This window comes from Flavobacterium degerlachei (genome assembly GCF_900106645.1).
In the GTDB taxonomy this organism is placed as follows: domain Bacteria; phylum Bacteroidota; class Bacteroidia; order Flavobacteriales; family Flavobacteriaceae; genus Flavobacterium; species Flavobacterium degerlachei.
The window spans coordinates 178508-198155 of sequence record NZ_FNMV01000008.1 but is presented as its reverse complement, the minus strand read 5'-3'; the positions used below and the strand labels follow the sequence as shown (position 1 = coordinate 198155).

Here is a 19648-nt window from a genome sequence, read left to right as displayed (position 1 = left end):
GGAAGTAAGTTCGAAATATTCAACAATAATTTCTGGCAATAATAACTTGATCAGTTCGCTGTAGGAATCTTGCATTGAGATATATTTTATAAATGCAAAAGTCGTTATTTATATATTTCCCCACAACATTTAGACTTGATCCGTTATGGTCTTTTAAAAAAAAAAAAAACTATTTCCCCCTTTATAGATTAAACCACTTTGGGCTGCATTTTAACAGTTAAATAATCCAGCATTGATAGCGTTATGGGTTTTGATAAAAAGTCAATGACCATCGGGTATTTTTTAGCTTTTTCTAAGTCTTCCGGGTCTATTGTTGAAGAAAGGATAACTACTTTTATTTCGCTAAAATCAGAATATTCTGAACTACTAAAACGTTCTAAAAATTCCCAGCCACCCATTACTGGCATATTTAGGTCTAAAAAAATTAACTGAGGTAGTTTATTGTCACTTTTATCTATGTCTGAGTTTTTGATTGCGTCAAAGTAGTTAAGCGCTTTTTCTCCGTTTTGCGCCGTTATTATTTCATTTGAAAACAAAGTCTTCCCGATTACTTTTTTGCATAGCATGAGTGTTATAGGGTCGTCATCGACGCATAAAATTAGGTCTAACATTTTTATTTGTTTTTGAATATTAAAGTGAATGTGGTCCCTTTGTTGACTTCGCTGTCAATACTTATGTTTCCGCCCATTGCTTCTACCTGTGATTTCACGAGATATAGGCCCAGTCCTTTGCTGTCAGGGTAGTCGTGGAATCTTTGATACAGCCCGAAAACTTTATCTCGATTTCTTTCTAAGTCGATACCAATCCCGTTGTCTTTAAATACGAGTGTTATGGAATCGTTAAGTTGACTAGCTGTAACTGTTATTTTTAAAGTTCTGCTTTCGGATCTGTATTTTATAGAGTTTGTCAAAAGGTTTAATAGTATGCTTTCAATATAAGTCTTATTTACGTTTAAGACAGTGACGTTTTCGAAATCAATTTTTAAGATTGGTTTGTATGCTTCTATTTGAAATGAAAGCTGACTGAAAACATTTTCAAAAACTTCTTTAAGTAAAAGAGCTTCTTTCTGGATTGAAGGATTGTCTTTGATTATCATGACTTTTGTTAGGTCATTGACGGTGTCATTTAATAAATGGGTCGATTTATTAAAGCCGAAAAGAATTTCTTTTAACTCAGGATCTTCAATAGTGATGTCTTCGATAAGATTAAGAAGACCGGTCAGATTAGATATTGGAGCTCTAAGGTTGTGTGATGTGATGTAAGAAAACTCTTTTAGATCTTTATTGTTTTTCGTTAATTCTCTGATAAGTTGTTCTTTTTCCTTTTCTTGCTTTTTCTCGTCAGAAACGTCTCTTTGTATGGAGACCCAATGGGATAGCTCGTTATCTGAATTGTAAATTGGAATCATTGAGAACCTTAGCCAAAACTCTTCTTTGTTTTTTTTATAGCTAATCATTTCTATCAGACTTTCTTCTTTGTTTTTTATGGCGTCAACTATTTTTTTGACTCCATTGATATCTGAATTTGGTCCTTTAAGAATGTCAGGTGATTTTCCAATAATTTCATAGGATTCATAGCCTGTCATCACTGAAAAAGCGGGGTTTACATATACAATTTTCGGAAGTCTGTTTTCGTTGAAGTCAGCTTCAGTAATGATTATGGAGTCTTTAGTTTGTACAATTACGGTTTCTAATAATTTAAGACGTAATTCTTCTTCTTTTTGCTTTGTTATGTCCTGAATTGCCCCTATCATTCTAATAGCTTTTCCATCCTCGTCTTTTAAAAGAAACCCCCTGTCAAGGACATACTTGTAAGAGTTGTCAGCGCATTTAAAACGATATTCATCTTGCCAATTTTCAGTTTTTTGCTCAATGAAAGAGTATAGCTTGATAGACATTTTAATACTGTCTTCTGGATGGATGTTGTCAAACCACCATTTTGAGCTATCTCCAACTTCCTCTTCATTATAGCCGAAAATACCTTTTATTCCTTTATTCCAGTAGAGCTTGTCTTCTTGTATTTTCCAATCCCATATAGTGTCACTGGTAGCTTTGGCAACAATGTCATATTTTTCATTGGATTCTTTTATTTCGTTATTAGTCTTTAGCAACTTTTCAAGAACTGCCTTGTTTTGATTTTCATTTTTGGATAAAATAAAGCGATATACAATTCCAGTAAAAAGAACTAAGGCAACGTCTTTTAAAAAACTGTAAAGAGGATAATTTGTTATTGAAGACTGTTGTAAGGAAATTTTATGAAAAACAATAGCCGTAAACAATGCTATAAGCATGTATATAATGGTTATTTGATTTGGTTTGTTTTTCATTACTCAAATGTAATTAAATATTGTTAATTATAAAGCAGTCTTTGAAACTTATTTTGTAGGTGTATTTAGGGTAATTTAGCTATCTAATACATTAACAATATGTAAACTATTACAGAAATCTTTTTTATATCAAAATAAAGTGTACCTTTGCACCCATTAAAAATCACAGATGGAATCTATTAGAAACATTGCAATTATTGCCCACGTCGATCACGGTAAAACAACTTTGGTTGATAAAATTATGTATCACTGTCAGTTATTTCGTGACAACGAAAACACAGGTGATCTAATCCTTGATAACAACGATTTAGAGCGCGAAAGAGGTATTACCATTACTTCCAAGAATGTTTCTGTTCAGTATAAAGGAACAAAAATCAACATTATTGACACTCCTGGTCACGCCGATTTTGGTGGAGAGGTAGAGCGTGTATTAAATATGGCTGATGGAGTTTGTTTACTTGTGGATGCATTTGAAGGGCCTATGCCACAAACGCGTTTTGTATTACAAAAAGCTTTAGACCTTGGTTTAAAACCATGCGTTGTTATAAATAAAGTTGATAAGGAAAACTGTACTCCTGAAGAAGTTCATGAAAAAGTTTTTGACCTTATGTTTGAATTAGGAGCTACTGAAGAACAATTGGATTTCCCAGCTGTTTATGGTTCTGCTAAAAATAACTGGATGTCTGACCATTGGGAAAACGTAACTGATAATGTTGAAGCATTATTAGATATGGTTATCGAAAATGTACCAGCTCCTAAAGTATCAGAAGGAACTCCTCAAATGTTGATTACTTCATTAGACTTTTCAGCTTTTACAGGTCGTATCGCTATTGGTCGTCTTGAAAGAGGAATTTTGAAAGAAGGAATGGCAATCTCATTAGTAAAAAGAGATGGTACTGTAACAAAATCACGTATTAAAGAATTACATACTTTTGAAGGTCTTGGACGTAAAAAAGTACTTGAAGTAATTGCTGGAGATATTTGCGCAATTGTTGGTGTAGAAGGATTTGAAATTGGTGATACTATCGCTGACTTTGAAAATCCAGAAGCATTAGCTTCTATTGCTATCGATGAGCCTACTATGAGTATGTTGTTTACAATTAATGACTCTCCTTTCTTTGGTAAAGAGGGTAAATTTGTAACTTCTCGTCATATTAGAGATCGTTTGACAAAAGAGTTAGAGAAAAACTTAGCGATGAAATTAGGTGAAACTGATTCTGCTGATAAGTTTATGGTTTTTGGTCGTGGTGTACTTCACTTATCTGTTCTTATTGAAACAATGAGAAGAGAAGGGTATGAGTTACAAATCGGTCAACCACAAGTTATTATCAAAGAAATTGATGGTAAAAAATGTGAGCCTATTGAAGAATTAACAATTGATTTACCAGAAACTCTTTCAGGTAGAGCTGTTGAATTCGTTACTATGCGTAAAGGTGAAATGCTTTCTATGGAAACTAAAGGAGAGCGTATGATTGTAAAATTCAACATTCCATCTCGTGGAATCATTGGATTGCGTAATCAATTGCTTACTGCTACAGCTGGTGAGGCTATTATGGCGCACCGTTTTATAGGATATGAGCCTTACAAAGGAGAAATTGCTGGACGTAACAAAGGATCATTAATTTCTATGGAAAAAGGAAAAGCAATTCCTTATTCTATCGATAAATTACAAGATCGTGGTAAATTCTTCGTTGAACCAAGTACTGAAATCTACGAAGGTCAAGTAATTGGAGAAAACTCTCGTGCTGATGATATGTGTGTAAACGTAACTAAAGAGAAAAAGCAATCTAACGTACGTTCTTCTGGAAATGATGATAAAGCGAGGATTATTCCTCCAATCATTTTCTCATTAGAGGAAGCATTAGAGTACATTCAAAAAGATGAATATGTAGAGGTTACTCCAAAATCTATTCGTTTGAGAAAAATTTATTTGACAGAAACTGATAGAAAAAGATTTAAAATCTAATTCTATTTATATAGTAAAAAAGCCATTCGAAAGAATGGCTTTTTTTATGTCTTTATTTTTTAATATTGATTGCTATCTATTTTTACTTTTAATACTATCTTTTTAAACTAAAATGACCTTTTGCTTTTCTATCATCTTCAAGCTGGATGGTAAACCAATAATCATCAGAGGGTAGTGGATGTCCATTATAATTTCCATCCCAGCCAATCCCAGCTGGATTTAATTGTTTAAGTAATTTTCCATATCTATCGAAAATATATAATTTAGCATTTTTATAAATAGTCTTGTTTAATCCTTTTAAATTCCAATAGTCATTTACTCCATCACCATTTGGCGTAAAGAATGCTGCTGCTTCAAGTACTGCAAAACTTCTTCTTACTAAGCCACAGCCATCTTTGTTTTCTATTATAAATTCGTGGAAACCACCTGGAACATTTATAAAAAGGGAAGAATTTTGAAATACAGTTGTAGTTCCGTTCTCAAACTGAATCATATAGTTATAATCATCTGGATTAGTTACATCAATGCTGACGTAATTTGCAGGTACTAGATCGTGTACGACTACGTTTTGTATTTTTGCAAGGTAAGATAAAGTTACGTTGCAAGTTCTAGTTTCGCTACAACCAGATTTGTTTGTTACGACAACGGTATATTCTCCTTCTTCAGTTACTTCTATTGAAGGAGTAGTCTGAGTTGTTGACCATAGATATGTGTAATCAGTAGTGAGTGCAGGTAATTTGATGCCTGAATCCAAGATAATAGAGAGGTTTGATCCTTCACATATTATTCTTTCTTCAAATTTTTCGATTTTAGGGCTAGGTTCTACAATTAAGTTAAACTGACCCGTACCATAACAGCCTTCATCATTTTCTGCTCTAATAAATATCGTTTTTGATGCTGAAGTATATTGGTTTTCAAGTTCATTTTGGCCCAAAGCCGCATCTCCTTCATTAGAATAAAAGAATAAGCGTACATCTGAAGGCAAATTTAATTCGGTTTTTATTTTGTTCTTTTGCTGTTCTAAGTCAAATAAAGCTAATCCTTCGCCTAAATCACATGCGTGCATTGGATCAGGTAGTAAGGAAATATTTTCATTGGCATGTAGAATTATGGATCCCATGTTATAACAACTAGAGTTTGGTTGAGTTACTTTTGCATATATAATTTCGTCAGCTTGTTGATTTCTATAAATGGGTGCAATTGATTCAGTATTATTCAAATCATTTTCGGCCTCGCCTACATTGTGGTAATAGAACACTTCATATTCTTTATTTCCTAAGCAAATTGCATCATTTGCTAGTTCTAAATTAAATATAGAAAGTCCGTCCGTAGGGTTTGTATCCTGCGTATCACATTGTATTAGCTTGTGGGGTGTTGTAGAAATAATAGGCGTTTCATAAATGGTAACCAACTTTTCAATTGGGTCTCTAGTTTCTCCATTTACTATTTTAGTTAAAGTAACTGTGTAATCACCAATATTTTGATAAATATGGTATGCATCTAATTCGGTAGAAGTTGTTCCATCACCAAAATCCCAAATTACAGAGTCAATTTGTTCCACTGTATTTATGTAAAAATGTGTTGAATCTCCTAAACAATTGAATTCATATTGGAATGAGTATAGAAATAGCGAGGTTATGAATGGAGGTAAGCCTTGTTGTGCGCTAGCTGATTTTAAATCAATAGCATTTTGCATGTAATTACAGTTTGTTCCATCTAATTCGGGATTGCTTATTACTGATAACTTACTACGTGTTGAACCTGATGTAAAATATCCGGCACGGTATATCTTTTCATCAATTGCTAATTGTAAAGCGCCTGATATAAAACTAGCTGAAGTTTGTATTATAGTTTTTGAAGATGGTATATTAGAACTCTTTAAATCAAACTGGATTAAGTCGCTTTCAGTAATTGTTTCTCCAGTTGAGTCAAAATGATTATCTGTAACATATAATTTTTTTGTTTTTGATGAAAATTCCACGCCATAAGGATTTGAGTTATTTAATAGGCGAATTTCATTACTAACAACTCCTGTTAGAGCATTGAAATCGTAAAGTGAGACATTCCCCGTATTTCTTATATTTTGATTTCTTGGCCCTGCTACATTTGTTCGTCTCGTTGCATTATTAGCAATAGCTATTTTTTTACCATTAGGAGAAGCTTTTAAGTACCCAATTGCATTTGCAAGATATCCGGCAATAGGAATATTAAGATCGGTTGTTGTTCTTACAGGGTTTCTGTTAACTCCTTGAGTATCTATTTTAAAAGAATAAAACTTATCTATAAAATGTGTGATAACCCAAAAAGAAATCCCATCTCCATGCTGAACTGCCGTGATTTTTTCAGAACATTTGTATTTCGGTTCTTCACTGTCATTTGGATTGTAAGTGACAAGATGTATGTTTTTTTCTGTTGAAAGGACATCACCAAGACCATTGTTTAATCTCATGTCAACCTGAGAATAGTTTAGTCCACTGTTTGGAGGATCCCTGTCATTTGATTGATTGTCGTCAGTATTTAAATCCGTTGGTTCGTCTACGGTAAAAATATAATATACATATGGATTACGTGGCTTTGGGACTATTATAGCTGATTGTGTACTGGAATTATTTCCTAATAAGCCAGTACCGTTAGCCATGATCTGATGATTTTTGTTGTAAACATAAGAGCCATCAGTGTAAAAAAGTAATTTCCCATCTTTGTCTGATATTGTGGCGCAACCTTCATTTGTCTTAAGCTCACCATCGGTCAATGCAATAGGGCTTCCTGAATTGAAATCTAGACCAGCATTATAGCCAAAGTACCATATTGCAGCTTCTTTTTGAGCGAATAGGGGAGTTGTTATTAAAAACAGTAGTAAAACAAAAAAAGCAATTGTTTTCATAATAGAATAAAGATAGAATATTTTATATTACTAACATAATTTCATAAAAAAGTTAAATTTAATGATAAAATAATTTTGAGTATTATCTCTTCAAACTAAAATGCCCTTTAGCTTCTCTGCCGTCTTCTAATTGTACGGTATACCAATAATCATCTGAAGGTAAAGGCTGACCGTTGAAATTTCCATCCCATCCAGAACTATCCGTTTTTATTTGCGTTATCAGTTTTCCATAACGATCATATATAAATATAATGGAATTTGAATTAAATGCAGCATTGACTCCTTTTACATTCCAGTAATCATTATATCCGTCATTGTTTGGGGTAAAATACTTCGGAAGTCCTAGTATAGCGATGGTCTGGCTGATTGTTCCACAACCATTTTTATCTCTTATATAAACGTCGTGTAAACCAGCGGATACATTATCGAAAAAATTAGAATCTTGAAAAGGTCCTGTTGGTGCATCTAAGCTGTATTGATAGTGACCTTGGCCAGTTGCGTTGATGGTAATTGTATTTGTTTCTGAAATATCTACTATGGATATGGAACTAATACGAGCAATATCTGAAGCTATGACTTTTATTGTTCTGGTACGGCTGCAGCCAGCAAGAGATGTCACTTCAACTGCATAGGTTCCCATTGTATTTACATCAAGTGTAGGTTGTGTTTGTCCAGCAAGTATTAAGTTGTCTTTAGTCCAAATATATGTGTAATTGCTTGTAGGTGATCCGTCATTTATTCCTGCGTTAAGTTGAACGTAAAAAGTAGGTAAATTAGAACATACTAAATTATCATCGGTATGATCCTCATTTAAATTAATGCTTGGTTTTGGATTAACGGTGAGTGTTATATGCGGACCTAGTCCATAACATGCATTGTCTAAAGTACTTTCGACACGAACCCATATTTGTTGCAAATTTGGGTACCCAATATTTCTATAATTAGAGGTGTTGGTTATTTCATTGACTTCAGCCAAAGCATCCGTTTCATTTTTATAGTAACTAATAGAGTAAGCATTTGTTGAACCAAGGTATAGCGTTTTGATTTCAGAAGTTACACCGCTAAAATCAAATGTTGAAATTCCATCTGTATCATTGTTTGTAGTATCAAGATTGTCATCACACACAGAAAAGCTACGTTCATAAGTAGATGGTATTTGAGTTGTGGAGACTACTAAATTTAATTCAGCAACGTTAAAACATCCGTTTGAATTTTCTACTCTAATCCAGATAGTTGCATTTGTACTATTGTAAACCTGCGGATTATTAATTTTATTTGCTACAGCTTTAGTGTTTGCACCTACTTCTGTTGTATAATAAGTAAATGTTTCATTATTATAATTTGATGAAATAAAACTATTTTTTTCAGTCAAGTTAAAATCAGAAAAGCCGTCGCCATCATCGTCACATTGTACTAATGTGACTGGGGAAGCAATAACTGGTAAAGCTAAAATACGAAGTGTAGTTGCGTCAGATGTTAAACCGCACGAATTTCCTGTTTTACTTAATAGGACTTGGTATTTATATCCATTCATTGCATTTGTAACTCGTGTAATAGATAAAGTACTTAACTGTGCTCCAGAATAAATCGCGTTATTAATTACATTTGACCATGATGTACCATTAGAAGAAACTTGCCATTGATAAGTATTTCCGCCATTATCCACTATTTCTATTTTAGCATTTTCGAGTTCACAAGTTGGTGCAACATTAGGTTGCGTTGTAATTACTATGGGTGCCGCGGTTATATAATTTAAATTAGGACTACTATAAGCCATTCCGCTGGTGACAACACCAGTTGTATTTACTACTATTGGATTATTACCAAGTAATCCATCATTATTAGGATCTAGGAAACCTGCTTCAATTACATCGTTACAAAGGTCGTTATCACTGTCAATTTCCCTATAGTTTTTAATCCCATCAGCATCTGTGTCTCTTATGGTATAATTTAAAATTCCAGAATCATTTGAAGTTTCTATTGAAAATGATAATCCATTAGTGCCAAAAGTACTTTTTGCACCGTCTATAACGCCATCTTTATTAAGATCAATAGCTACGCTACCTGATTCAACTAAATCATATATTCCGTCGTTATCACTGTCTAAATCTAAATAATCAGAAACACCACCAATTGAGACATCAAGATCAGTATCTACTGGAACAATGCCAGCTCCATAGGCATCACTTAACCCATCCTTATTTAAATCAACAGTTGTATACGGAATGAAGGTGTTTCCTTGAGCCTCTATTGCATCAGGGATGCCATCATTATCACTGTCAAAATCTAATTGGTCAGGAACTCCATCTTGATCGGAGTCTTTTGGAATACAAGTCGCAATAATTGAAAAAGACGCTTTGTTAACTGTTATGTCAGATAAGTTTTTTTGAGTGATGGAAAGCGAACTTGCAAGGTAGGAACGAAAACTAAATGTTCCTGTACCGGCCGCTAAGGGAGTTGTACTATTTAATCTAAATCGTATTTCAAAAGAAGAGTATTGTGTAATGCCACTTTCGTAGATTCCGTCATAATTAGTGTCAATCAAGAGTTGATTATCTGTATTTAGTACTGTTAAGGTGGTGTTAGAGGGACATTTTGCAATAAACTCTGCATCAGAATTCATCAAATTAGTGGAAGTAGCAGCTGATGTGTATTCCAAGGCAATAGAAATTGGTTTTGCAAAATTAATGCTATAAGTTATGGAGTTATTTTTACCTTTTGGGACTTCCGTAATAAAATCGCCATTATTTTTTCCAATAAAAGAAAAGGATGAAGCTGCGAGTGAATTTACAGTGGAAATTGTACCGGTAAACGAATTTGAATAATTTCCTGTTGAAATTGAACCTGAATTTGGATCTGATATGTTTACTCCAAGATTTCCAAAGGATTCAGAGCAGTTGATAATGCCATCATTATCTAAATCAATATCTATGTTGTTATTTGCTCCGTCATTATCATTATCTAAAGGACAGTCGCTTACAGGAATTTTGTCAGACTCTAGTACTGTGCCGCAAGCTGCAATAGTTGCTTTTACATAATAATAGCCAGGAATTAAAGGAAAGTAATTATTGGTTGTAGCTCCAGAAATTGCAACTTCATTGAAATACCATTGGAAAGTATCAAATCCAGAAATTTCACTTACTGATAATTTACTATTAGGAATACAACTAGATTGTGTAGTGGTAATTTTATCAAAAGTGATTTGGGGTTTGAATGTAAAACCAGAATAAAAACCGCCATAGGTTGCTGCACCGTCAGAACCATAGGAAGCAAGGTACAATTGTCCTGTAGAATAAACAGACACATTTCCGGAAAGTCCGGTTATCGTATAGGTTTCATAATTCGAATTTCCTGTGACTAGTTTTGGCCCATCAACAAAAGCGGGCAAAGATGATAATGAGTATGGTGTTCCGTTGATAGCAAAAGTCAAAATTGCATTTCTTTCGGTAACAATTGTTACACGGCCGGTAAATGTCCTTGAACCTATTTGGTTTAAATCAGGAATATTATCAATTAATTTTGGTGTTTCGCAACTTAAAGGAGGGACAAAAAACAATTCCTGATTTGCTTGATCTATTCTAGAATTATCTCCAACACTTTGATAAATGAATGAATTCCGTGACGTTTTTATATATAGATTGCCAGCGGCACTAAAATCCGATCCGTTTAATGCAGTATATTCTCCTGCATTTAAAGTCGTGATGGCAGTTGTACTTCCGTTTAAAAAGACTTGGGTGTTATTTTCGTTGGCTACAACTAGGGCTCTTTCTACTGAATCTTGTCCCGTACTTTTTATAAGTATATATTCCTTTCCAGTTCTTTCGGCAGAAACAATTTGATCAAAACCAAGGTCCACATTTAGAGATATATCCCCATTTGTTCCTGCATAGGAACCACAATTTACTGCAATTGGTTTATCGGAACTTACTAATGCCCCGATTAATCCGTCTCTATTAGAATCAGTTGGTCCTTTTACTGCTAAAACATAGCTTTCCCCACTATTTAAAATGATATTTGAAGGGTTAGCACCTCCACTATTATTGATTAAAATAACACCAGTTTTTATTCCGCTAAATTTTATAAGTGTATTATTTTCTGTTGCCAAAATTGATATAAATGTGAGGTGAGCTGAGCCTGCTGCACTAATGCCGGTATTTATCAATGCTCCAATTCTAAACTGTGTGCCTAATGCTGCCAGCCCTTTTGACACCAATGCTCCTGCCTGATTTGCATTTCCAGCAATAACTCTTGCAGTGACGTATATCACATTATCTGCTTCTATAATATATCCCTTATTAGTAAGAATAGTACTTATTAAACTTTCTTTTACATGAAGTTGAGAGTCAGTACCATATCCAGCATTAAATGTATAAGGAGTACTTTGTGAAACTGTTCCAGAAATGATTGTCCCTCCTAATTGATTAATTTTGAAATTTACTGGAGTAACACTAGGGGTTGAAATGTATAAAAACTGCTCTTGAGCAGCTTGAGATTCCGCTCCTGATAATGGCGGGATATAATGCGTTTTACTGAACTGCGCAAAGCAGCTTATTGATAAAAAAGTAAAGAAAATAAGTAAAGTTTGTTTCATTCGCTAAAAATAGTTAAATATCAATTATCTTTTTAAAGAAAAGTGGCCTTTTATGATTTTTCCATCTTCAAAAGTTGTAGAAAACCAATAATCATTAGCTGACAGGGCAGAGCCGTTAAATAAGCCGTTCCATTCAATAGTAGAGGAGTTCAATTGCTTCAATAATTTTCCGTATCGATCGTAAATCGTTACAGTAGATTGAGGTAACAAATTAAGATTTTTGATACGCCATGTATCGTTAAAACCATCACCGTTAGGCGTGAAGTATCTTGGATAATCTAATACATAGAAGACAAATGGATCTGATAAACCGCAGCCGTTCTTATCCCTTGCGTAGGCTGTATAGGTGTCAGGTGCTAGACCTTCAAATTTTGGGTCATCTTGAAAATAATAACCGTCAACTGAGAACTCATAATTTCCAACGCCTGTATATTCTATTAAAACTGAATTTTGATTTCCTGAAAAATCAATTATCTCAGCTCCCGTAATAGTTGCTATTCCTGATGGAGTTATATGAAATGTTTTAGTGGCTTCGCATCCATTTCCATTTGTTACTTTTACTGAATAATCACCTGATGCACTTGCAGTTATTGTCCTAGTCGTTTCTCCCGTATTCCATAGATAGCTAGAATAACCAGTTGCTACTGCCAAACTTATCGCATTTCCATTGCATAGAGAAGTATTCTCTTCTTGAAAATTTATAGGATTAAAGGTGTTTACAGCCAAGGTAATGGGAGTAATGTCATAACAATCAGCTCCGTTTATGATCCGGGCATAAATAATTTGTTGATTGGGAACCGTATTATTAAAAATATTAGGCAAGCTATTGTTTTGTAGAACAGCATCGGGTGGATTTAAGTAGTATTCTACTGCTAATCCTTGTGGTAAGCCCTGTAATACTTGCGGACTAACTTGAGAATTTAAAACGAAATGATATAAACCGTCCTGGGTAGTGTCCCCGTCACAAGTTACTATGGGGTTTTGTGGTGCGATTGAACTGTTTGAGATTTGCAGTTTAAGTTCTGCATAATTAGTACAACCATAGCTGTTTGATACTCTTGCAAAAATAATTTGATTTGCGACAGTATTATTGAAACTCTTAGGATTTGCTATTGGATTGATTGCTGCTTTTGCATTAGATAATGTTTGATAATACACGACAGCACTTAAGCTCGAATCGTTATTTTTTATGGCAGTATCCATTTTTGTCAAATCAAAAACTGAAATTCCATCACCATTGTCATCGCATTGGACCATTGTCTGATTGTTTAAAACAATTTCGGGAGTATACTCAATTGTAATTTGACCGGTAGCGATACAATTCAAACTTCCCAATTCAATTTCAACATCATATATACCACTGTCAGTAACTGTAAGAGACGGACTTATTTCTCCTGGGATTGGAGTTGCAGAATTATTTTTAAACCATTTATAAGAATATGTTGGAGATAACTTAGTGTCAATAATATAGCTTTCGCCAAAACAAATTGGATTATTAGTGGCAATTGTTTGATTTGAACCTAAATTTATTTTTGATGAAAAACTACCAGCTTCAATAAATATAGCAGAGTCATAGTAGTATCCTCCTTGATCAGCAATAACCAGTTTTACGTGATATGTTTTTCCAGGGTCAACAGTCGTTTGGGCATTCAGTACTTTTGTTTGTCCGCTATAGTTAATAGGACTTGTATTTGTTGGGCTAGTATTTAAACTTCCAAAGTAAGTTTCGTTTATGGCAGGACAACCTGGTTTAGGACCAGTTGTACTATTAAATTCTGGGATTGCAGGATGAACGTTTTTTGAAGAAACTGGCGTATTTGTCCCAGGTATAACCGCTAAGTTTTGATAAGTTGTTGTGCCAATTTCTTTAATCAAAAAGGCAAAACCATCTGAGTAATTGCAGGGGAAATTATCTTGATATTCATTAGAAGCAAATAGATAATTGAAACTTATCGTATTGGTCATTGCTGTAAAATTAAATTCAAGCGCAGTCGCATTCGAGCTGTTGGTTATTCCTAATGCTTGTTCTAAATCGGCATCTCCTGTCCAGTTTGATGTCCCACTATTAGGTCCGGAAGCTGGTTCTCGTATAAAAGGACCTTTTGAATAAACACTGCTCCATGTACTAAGTAAAACACCTTCCGTAAAAGGAAAAGCACTTGTTCCAGCGTTGAAATATCCATAACTATTTTGGGTTCCCGAAAAAGTATCTCCAAACGCTGTTGGATCAGAAGTATTTGCACAAGAACTATTGTTGGTCAATAAACCTACCAGGTTTTGCGCCGTATAGCTATCATTTACTGTAATAGATTGCGCAGTTGCACTTATTTTAGTGTAACAAATAAGGATACAAAATGTTGTTTTTATCCATTTCATTGTTATGTAAATATACTATAAATCTCTATTTTTTAGTAGTTTGTATGAGAATAACATGAATAATAATGACCAAACCAATACAATAAGGATTGACGAAAAATGCACTCCATAATCTTTTATACCATCTACTCCAATTTGGGTTCCAATGGTCTTGATTACAGATAATCTGGAGAAAGGTTCTATGATTAGATTTGACATGGATTCCAGTGGAAAAAACTGTGTAATATAATCCGCTATTTTATTATCTGGAAAAATCTTAAAAACTAAAATTCCTTTTGCAACTCCTTCGATTATATTCCAAACCAAAAGGAAGCCTAAAGCAAAAGCAGATCGTTTGACTAATATTCCTAAAAATAAACAAAAAGAAAAAAAGCCAATTAATTTGATGAAAAAAGCCAAAAGGTATTCCATATTCGAAAAGACAATACTCAATTCAGTATAGGAAGAAAAGCTATAACCCAATAGCAAACTCATTACAAAAACGTAAACAGTAGAGGCAAAAGCAAACACAAGCACTGTTAGGAATTTAGAAAGAATAAATTCCTTTTTGCTCATTCCATCAATAAGGTTTTGTTTTAAGGTACCGTAACTATATTCATTTGCCATCATTGAAACAATTACGATAGCCAAAAAGAATTTCAAAAAAGCGGCTACATACGTATTAAAATGCCAGATGTACGGAAAGTTAAAAATTCCCATTTCGGCCAGGTGTAACTTAAAAAAGCCAATATCAAATTTGATTGATGCAATCAGTGCAATAAAAGAAAGTAAAATAAAATAGGTTAATGTTAAAACGCGACTGGCTTTATTCATCCAGATTTTTTGTAATTCTATGGAAAGTAATCGTTTCATTTTTGTTTTGGAATTAGGATTTGTGAATTAGGATTGTACTGTGACTGAATAACCTAATTACGACTCACTGTTTTTTGTCAATTCTAAAAATTGTTCCTCCAGACTGTGTTTGCGTTTTACTAAATGACTTAGATTGATGTTGTTTTCAAATAGATATTTATTCAAGTGCGCAGCTTCTAAGGCAGCTTTTAGGTAAACAAAAACTTTCCCTTCTTCCTGTTTTACATTTTCAACTGCAGGGTGTGTTTTTAAAAGTTGGATTAACTTCTCATTGTCATCTGCTTGCAACTCAAAGAAGCCTTCATTTGCAGACATTCCATCCACTGTGCCAGAATATAAAACAGTACCTTTTCTTAAAACTAGTACATGTGTACAAACTTTCTCGACTTCATCTAGTAGGTGCGAAGCCAATAAAATAGTTGTTCCCTGAGCTGCGATTTGTTTAATAATATCCCTAATTTGATGGATTCCCTGCGGATCTAGACCATTTGTAGGTTCGTCCAGAATTAATATCTCAGGATCATTCAAAAGGGCAGAGGCAATGGCTAGACGCTGTTTCATTCCCAAAGAAAAACTACTGAACTTGCTGTCTTTTCTTTCGATTAAACCAACTAATTCTAGCTTCTCCTGAATTTTAGTGTAATTGATGTTTTTAATTTTACAGACCAGCTTCAGGTTTTGTTCAGCGGTCATGTAAGGGTAGAAATTAGGTCTTTCGATAATGGCTCCCACTTTTTGTAAAGCTTCGTGAGTTTGCATTTTACCATCGAACCAACTGTATTCTCCAGAAGTTTTGTTCACCACATTCAAAACAATTCCCAATGTTGTGGATTTACCGCTACCGTTAGGACCTAGAATGCCGTAAACGTTACCTTTTTTTATTTCGAATGTAACATTTTGTAAGGCTTGTAAACTGCCATAACGCTTGTTGAGGTTTTTAATTGAAAGTATGGTTTGCAAAATGTTCGTTTTTATATGTTTTTTATTGGACGAACAAGATAGCAAATTGTTACTGCAAATTTGGAATTAGTTTGGTATTCCAATTAGTTCTGTTGCTATTTCTAGTTTTGTAGCAGTTATAGGCTTCATTATATAGCTTTTTACCATATCGTATTTCTTTACCATCTCAATGTCATGAGGGTCAATTGAAGAGCTAACAATAAAAATGGAGATTTCTTTATCTATTGGTAAAAGGATGAATTCGTCAAGAAACTGCCAACCATCCATAATAGGCATATTCAAATCTAATAAAATAACATCTGGGAGATTTGTGGGTGTATTGCAATTCTTTTTCAGTTCGTCTAAGGCTAATTGGGGATTAAAAAATGAAATTATTTCTTCGCAAAACTTATTTTTTGAAATTAACATGCTCATTAATTTTATCGATAGTTTATCATCATCGATAATATAGGTGATTTTATTTTTCATTTATATAAACTTTAAATACAGATCCAATTCCTTCTTCACTTTCTACCTCAATTTTTCCTTTCATAGCTTCAATCTGATTTTTGGTAATACATAAACCAATTCCTCTGGCGTCATCATTACCATGAAAGGTTTTGTACATTCCGAATATTTTATGACTGTTCTTTTTTAAGTCTATACCTAGTCCATTGTCTTTAAATGTGATAACGGTGTAGTTTTTACTTAACTCATAACCAATTTCTAAAAATGGATTTCTTGTATGGGATCTATATTTTATGGCGTTTGTAAAAAGATTAAGTAAAATACTATCTAAATAAGCGGGTATTACGCTTACTGTTAAGGTAGCAGGAATGGAATGTGTAATCTCTATTTGGCTATCTTTAATGGATAACTGCAATGCCATTTTTGTTTTTTCAATTTCATCGCATAAAAACACATCCTTTTTTTCGATGTTTGTATTTTTCTGAATAGTAATGATTTCGTTCAAATATTCAATTGTTTCCGACAGTTTCTCCGTTCCTTCTTTAAACATTTCAAAGTAGGAAAGTTTTTCATCCGTCTCTTCAGCATTTTCGATTACGTCTAAAACCATTAATAAATTGCTAGTGTGTGATCGAATATTATGGGAGACGATATGTGCAAAATTAAATAATTTATTATTTTGCTCACTGGTTACTTGTAAAATTCGTTTGAGTTCAATCTCTTTTTCTACCCTTGCAGTTACATCTCTACCCACACAAACAAATTTAATACAATCGCCTGCATCATCAAAAACGGGGGTAATATTTGATTCATACCAGAATTTTTCTTTTAATTTATTATAATTCAGAATGGTGAATTTTAAATTTTTTTTATTCTCAATGGCATGCCTTATATTATGGATTGTTTGTAAATTAGTTTCAGGACCATTTAATAAAAAACGTGGTGTTTTACCAATCGTTTCTTCTAAACTATAACCTGTTAGTTTGAGATAAGCATTGTTTGCCCATACTGCTTCACCTTTTGAATTTGCAATTACAATTGAATCAGTAGTCTCAGATGCGACAAGCGATAACATATTTAGATTATATTCAGAGTCCTTACGTTCGCTGATATCTCTGAAAAAACAAACAAGAAAAGTTTGCTTGTCAACTATGAATTTTTTACCTGATGCGACCTCTACAGGGACTATTGTACCATTATTTGATTTTATGTAGGTTTCGTTGACAAAATGGTCATCCTTTTTTAATTGATTAGCCAGAAAAACGCGAATTTCTTTTCTTTTTTCAATTGGGAACAATTCAGAATTGTGTAAACCTAATAACTCCGAAGGACCATATCCAGTAAGTTCATAAGATCTAGTATTACAATCAGAAATGATTCCAGTCGCGGAGTTTATTATAATGATAGCATCATTAGCACTTGAAAAAACAGAAGAGAATTTCTCAACGCTGAGTTCCAGTTTTTTGATGAGATTTTGTTCTTTGGTGATGTCTTGAAAAGTACCCAGCAATCGTACTACTTTATTATCAATAACTTCGACACGACAAATGCATTCAACGTATTTGGTGTTATTTTTCGCAGTTGTGATTTCAAATTTATCAATAAAAGAAATTCCTTCATCCGCTGCTTTTTGAAGTAGATTTCTAATTTTTTCTTGGTTTTCGCCTTCAGCAAAAAAATTAATGCCACTCCCTTTTATTGGAACAAAATCTTGAGGTACTTCAAGAATGCATTTTGTAACGGAATCCCAATAAAGAATACCTGTTTCTAAGTTTGATTCCCATATTCCGATTTTTGCAGTTTCAGCCGCCTCAATATAAATCTGATGCTTGTGTGTCATAGTAGGTTGTAATGTCTGTAATATGTCTTGGGGACTTTCAAATTTAAAATAAATATCGTGGTAACGGGGTATTTAGTAATAAAAAAGCCAAGTTTATGGGGGAATTAAAATATATCAACGTTAAACAGTTGTTAACCAGTTATTTTTATTTTTGTTCTAATAAAAGATTTTTATTGTCGAATAGAAATTTTCTTACGAGTTGAAATGACTGTTTTGTTATTGTAAAGGCCTTAAATGTTGGTTAAGACTTTATTAAAAGCGGAGAAGTTTGTGTTTTATTGCCATTCCGTTTTAATTGATGTAAATTTGTAATAAATAAATATTCCTAATGAACGACGGTGAAATTCTATTTAAAAAACCTACTTACCCTATAAATAATTCGCTTGCTGACTATTTAAAGCGATTTGATCGTATTTCTAAAGTGCCTATATATTATGATGATCTGCTTCGTTTTTCAGGTTTTATTAATGTGTATGACAAACAGGAAGTCGATACATTGTGGATTCGGGTATATTATAATGAATTTGAACGAAATGAAATAGATTTGACTTTAAAGAAAATCTACTCTCTTTTACACTCGGATGGGAATTTAGATATAATTAAATTTTTGAATGTAGATTCAATCGATTATTGCACTTTTGGAAACTCGAAGCCTTTTCGAATAAAAGTAAGAAACATCCTGAATGACAATTACACTCATTTTTATGTAAAGAAAGCAGATGCTTCCAGAGTATATGGACTTGAATTGGAGCATATTTTATCTCCAGATAAAATAAATTTTTTAGTGTATGAAGAGACTCTAGTTGAAGAACATATAATGGGTATTCCAGGTGATGTTTTTATAAAAACACTATTGGATGATTGTACTGACACTGAGAAGTCGCAAATAGCTAAAGAGTTTGTGAAGTTTAATGAGCGCTGTATGATTCGGCTTTTAGGTGACATGAGGGCCTACAATTATGTGATAGTCCCTATTCATGATTTTGATCAAGTAGTGTATAGAATTCGTCCTATTGATTTTGATCAGCAATGTTATGAAGGAAACTTCAAAATCTATCGTCCGCAATTTTTCAAAGAAAATTATCCTATGGTAAAATTAGTTAAGGATAAATTACAGGAAAGTTCTATTGAACAATATAAAAATGAGGAGCGCGCTGTACTGGCAAAAAGAATTCTTTCTGCCGAAACTCGAATTAAAAGATTATTGAAGATTATGGGACAAGATCTGATTGCTCCAGATGAACATGTACAACAATTGAAAATGGATCTGTATAAGTACACAAGTGATCTTAATTTTAAAAATGCCCAGCGAATGGGAAATGTTTTGTCGGCTGCTTTTAGGTTTGTTACCAGAAACTTCAAAAATGCCAATTTATTCAAACCGGGATTCTAATTCCGCAATACTG

At 33.5% G+C, this 19648-nt stretch carries 11 protein-coding genes; 2 read left to right on the top strand and 9 right to left on the bottom strand.

Annotation, left to right across the window (positions count from 1 at the left end; all coding sequences use genetic code 11):
- Positions 1-188: 188 nt before the first annotated feature.
- Entirely contained in the window at positions 189-611 is a 423-nt protein-coding gene (locus BLV91_RS09995) for a response regulator (RefSeq protein ID WP_091432521.1), read from the bottom strand.
- Positions 612-613: 2 nt separating this feature from the next.
- Positions 614-2326 (bottom strand): PAS domain-containing protein, encoded by a 1713-nt coding sequence (locus tag BLV91_RS09990; RefSeq protein WP_091432518.1) that lies wholly within the window; start codon positions 2324-2326, stop codon positions 614-616.
- Positions 2327-2495: 169 nt separating this feature from the next.
- Here BLV91_RS09990 and typA point away from each other — a divergent pair, with 169 nt between their 5' ends.
- The gene (typA, locus tag BLV91_RS09985; protein ID WP_091432515.1) at positions 2496-4292 is read left to right on the top strand and encodes a translational GTPase TypA; all 1797 of its coding nucleotides are present in this window, start codon (positions 2496-2498) and stop codon (positions 4290-4292) included.
- A 94-nt stretch (positions 4293-4386) separates the two neighbouring features.
- Here the strand turns inward: typA and BLV91_RS09980 are convergent, their stop codons facing one another.
- The 7 genes from BLV91_RS09980 to BLV91_RS09950 form a co-directional block, all read right to left on the bottom strand.
- Entirely contained in the window at positions 4387-7176 is a 2790-nt protein-coding gene (locus BLV91_RS09980) for a T9SS type B sorting domain-containing protein (protein WP_091432512.1), read from the bottom strand.
- Positions 7177-7258: 82 nt separating this feature from the next.
- Positions 7259-11767, bottom strand: coding sequence for a T9SS type B sorting domain-containing protein (locus tag BLV91_RS09975; RefSeq protein WP_091432508.1), 4509 nt, complete (start codon positions 11765-11767; stop codon positions 7259-7261).
- A 24-nt stretch (positions 11768-11791) separates the two neighbouring features.
- Complete coding sequence (locus BLV91_RS09970; RefSeq protein WP_091432505.1) at positions 11792-14143, bottom strand: T9SS type B sorting domain-containing protein; 2352 nt, start codon at positions 14141-14143, stop codon at positions 11792-11794.
- 15 nt (positions 14144-14158) lie between these two features.
- Positions 14159-14995 (bottom strand): ABC transporter permease, encoded by an 837-nt coding sequence (locus tag BLV91_RS09965; RefSeq protein ID WP_091432502.1) that lies wholly within the window; start codon positions 14993-14995, stop codon positions 14159-14161.
- A gap of 57 nt (positions 14996-15052) precedes the next feature.
- Complete coding sequence (locus BLV91_RS09960) at positions 15053-15955, bottom strand: ABC transporter ATP-binding protein (protein ID WP_091432571.1); 903 nt, start codon at positions 15953-15955, stop codon at positions 15053-15055.
- Between the two features lie 66 nt (positions 15956-16021).
- A complete protein-coding gene (locus tag BLV91_RS09955; RefSeq protein WP_091432499.1) occupies positions 16022-16423 on the bottom strand; it encodes a response regulator in 402 nt (133 codons plus the stop codon).
- Entirely contained in the window at positions 16413-18242 is a 1830-nt protein-coding gene (locus tag BLV91_RS09950) for a PAS domain-containing sensor histidine kinase (protein ID WP_091432495.1), read from the bottom strand. The genes BLV91_RS09955 and BLV91_RS09950 overlap by 11 nt, the downstream gene beginning before the upstream one ends.
- A gap of 328 nt (positions 18243-18570) precedes the next feature.
- Here BLV91_RS09950 and BLV91_RS09945 point away from each other — a divergent pair, with 328 nt between their 5' ends.
- The gene (locus tag BLV91_RS09945) at positions 18571-19635 is read left to right on the top strand and encodes a hypothetical protein (protein ID WP_091432494.1); all 1065 of its coding nucleotides are present in this window, start codon (positions 18571-18573) and stop codon (positions 19633-19635) included.
- Positions 19636-19648 lie beyond the last annotated feature (13 nt).

Excerpts from the sequence above, each read along its gene's own strand:
- BLV91_RS09995 (WP_091432521.1), bottom strand. The coding sequence starts at position 611 with ATGTTAGACCTAATTTTATGCGTCGATGACGACCCTATAACACTCATG.
- BLV91_RS09990 (WP_091432518.1), bottom strand. The coding sequence starts at position 2,326 with ATGAAAAACAAACCAAATCAAATAACCATTATATACATGCTTATAGCA.
- typA (WP_091432515.1), top strand. The coding sequence starts at position 2,496 with ATGGAATCTATTAGAAACATTGCAATTATTGCCCACGTCGATCACGGT.
- BLV91_RS09980 (WP_091432512.1), bottom strand. The coding sequence starts at position 7,176 with ATGAAAACAATTGCTTTTTTTGTTTTACTACTGTTTTTAATAACAACT.
- BLV91_RS09975 (WP_091432508.1), bottom strand. The coding sequence starts at position 11,767 with ATGAAACAAACTTTACTTATTTTCTTTACTTTTTTATCAATAAGCTGC.
- BLV91_RS09970 (WP_091432505.1), bottom strand. The coding sequence starts at position 14,143 with ATGAAATGGATAAAAACAACATTTTGTATCCTTATTTGTTACACTAAA.
- BLV91_RS09965 (WP_091432502.1), bottom strand. The coding sequence starts at position 14,995 with ATGAAACGATTACTTTCCATAGAATTACAAAAAATCTGGATGAATAAA.
- BLV91_RS09955 (WP_091432499.1), bottom strand. The coding sequence starts at position 16,423 with ATGAAAAATAAAATCACCTATATTATCGATGATGATAAACTATCGATA.
- BLV91_RS09950 (WP_091432495.1), bottom strand. The coding sequence starts at position 18,242 with ATGACACACAAGCATCAGATTTATATTGAGGCGGCTGAAACTGCAAAA.
- BLV91_RS09945 (WP_091432494.1), top strand. The coding sequence starts at position 18,571 with ATGAACGACGGTGAAATTCTATTTAAAAAACCTACTTACCCTATAAAT.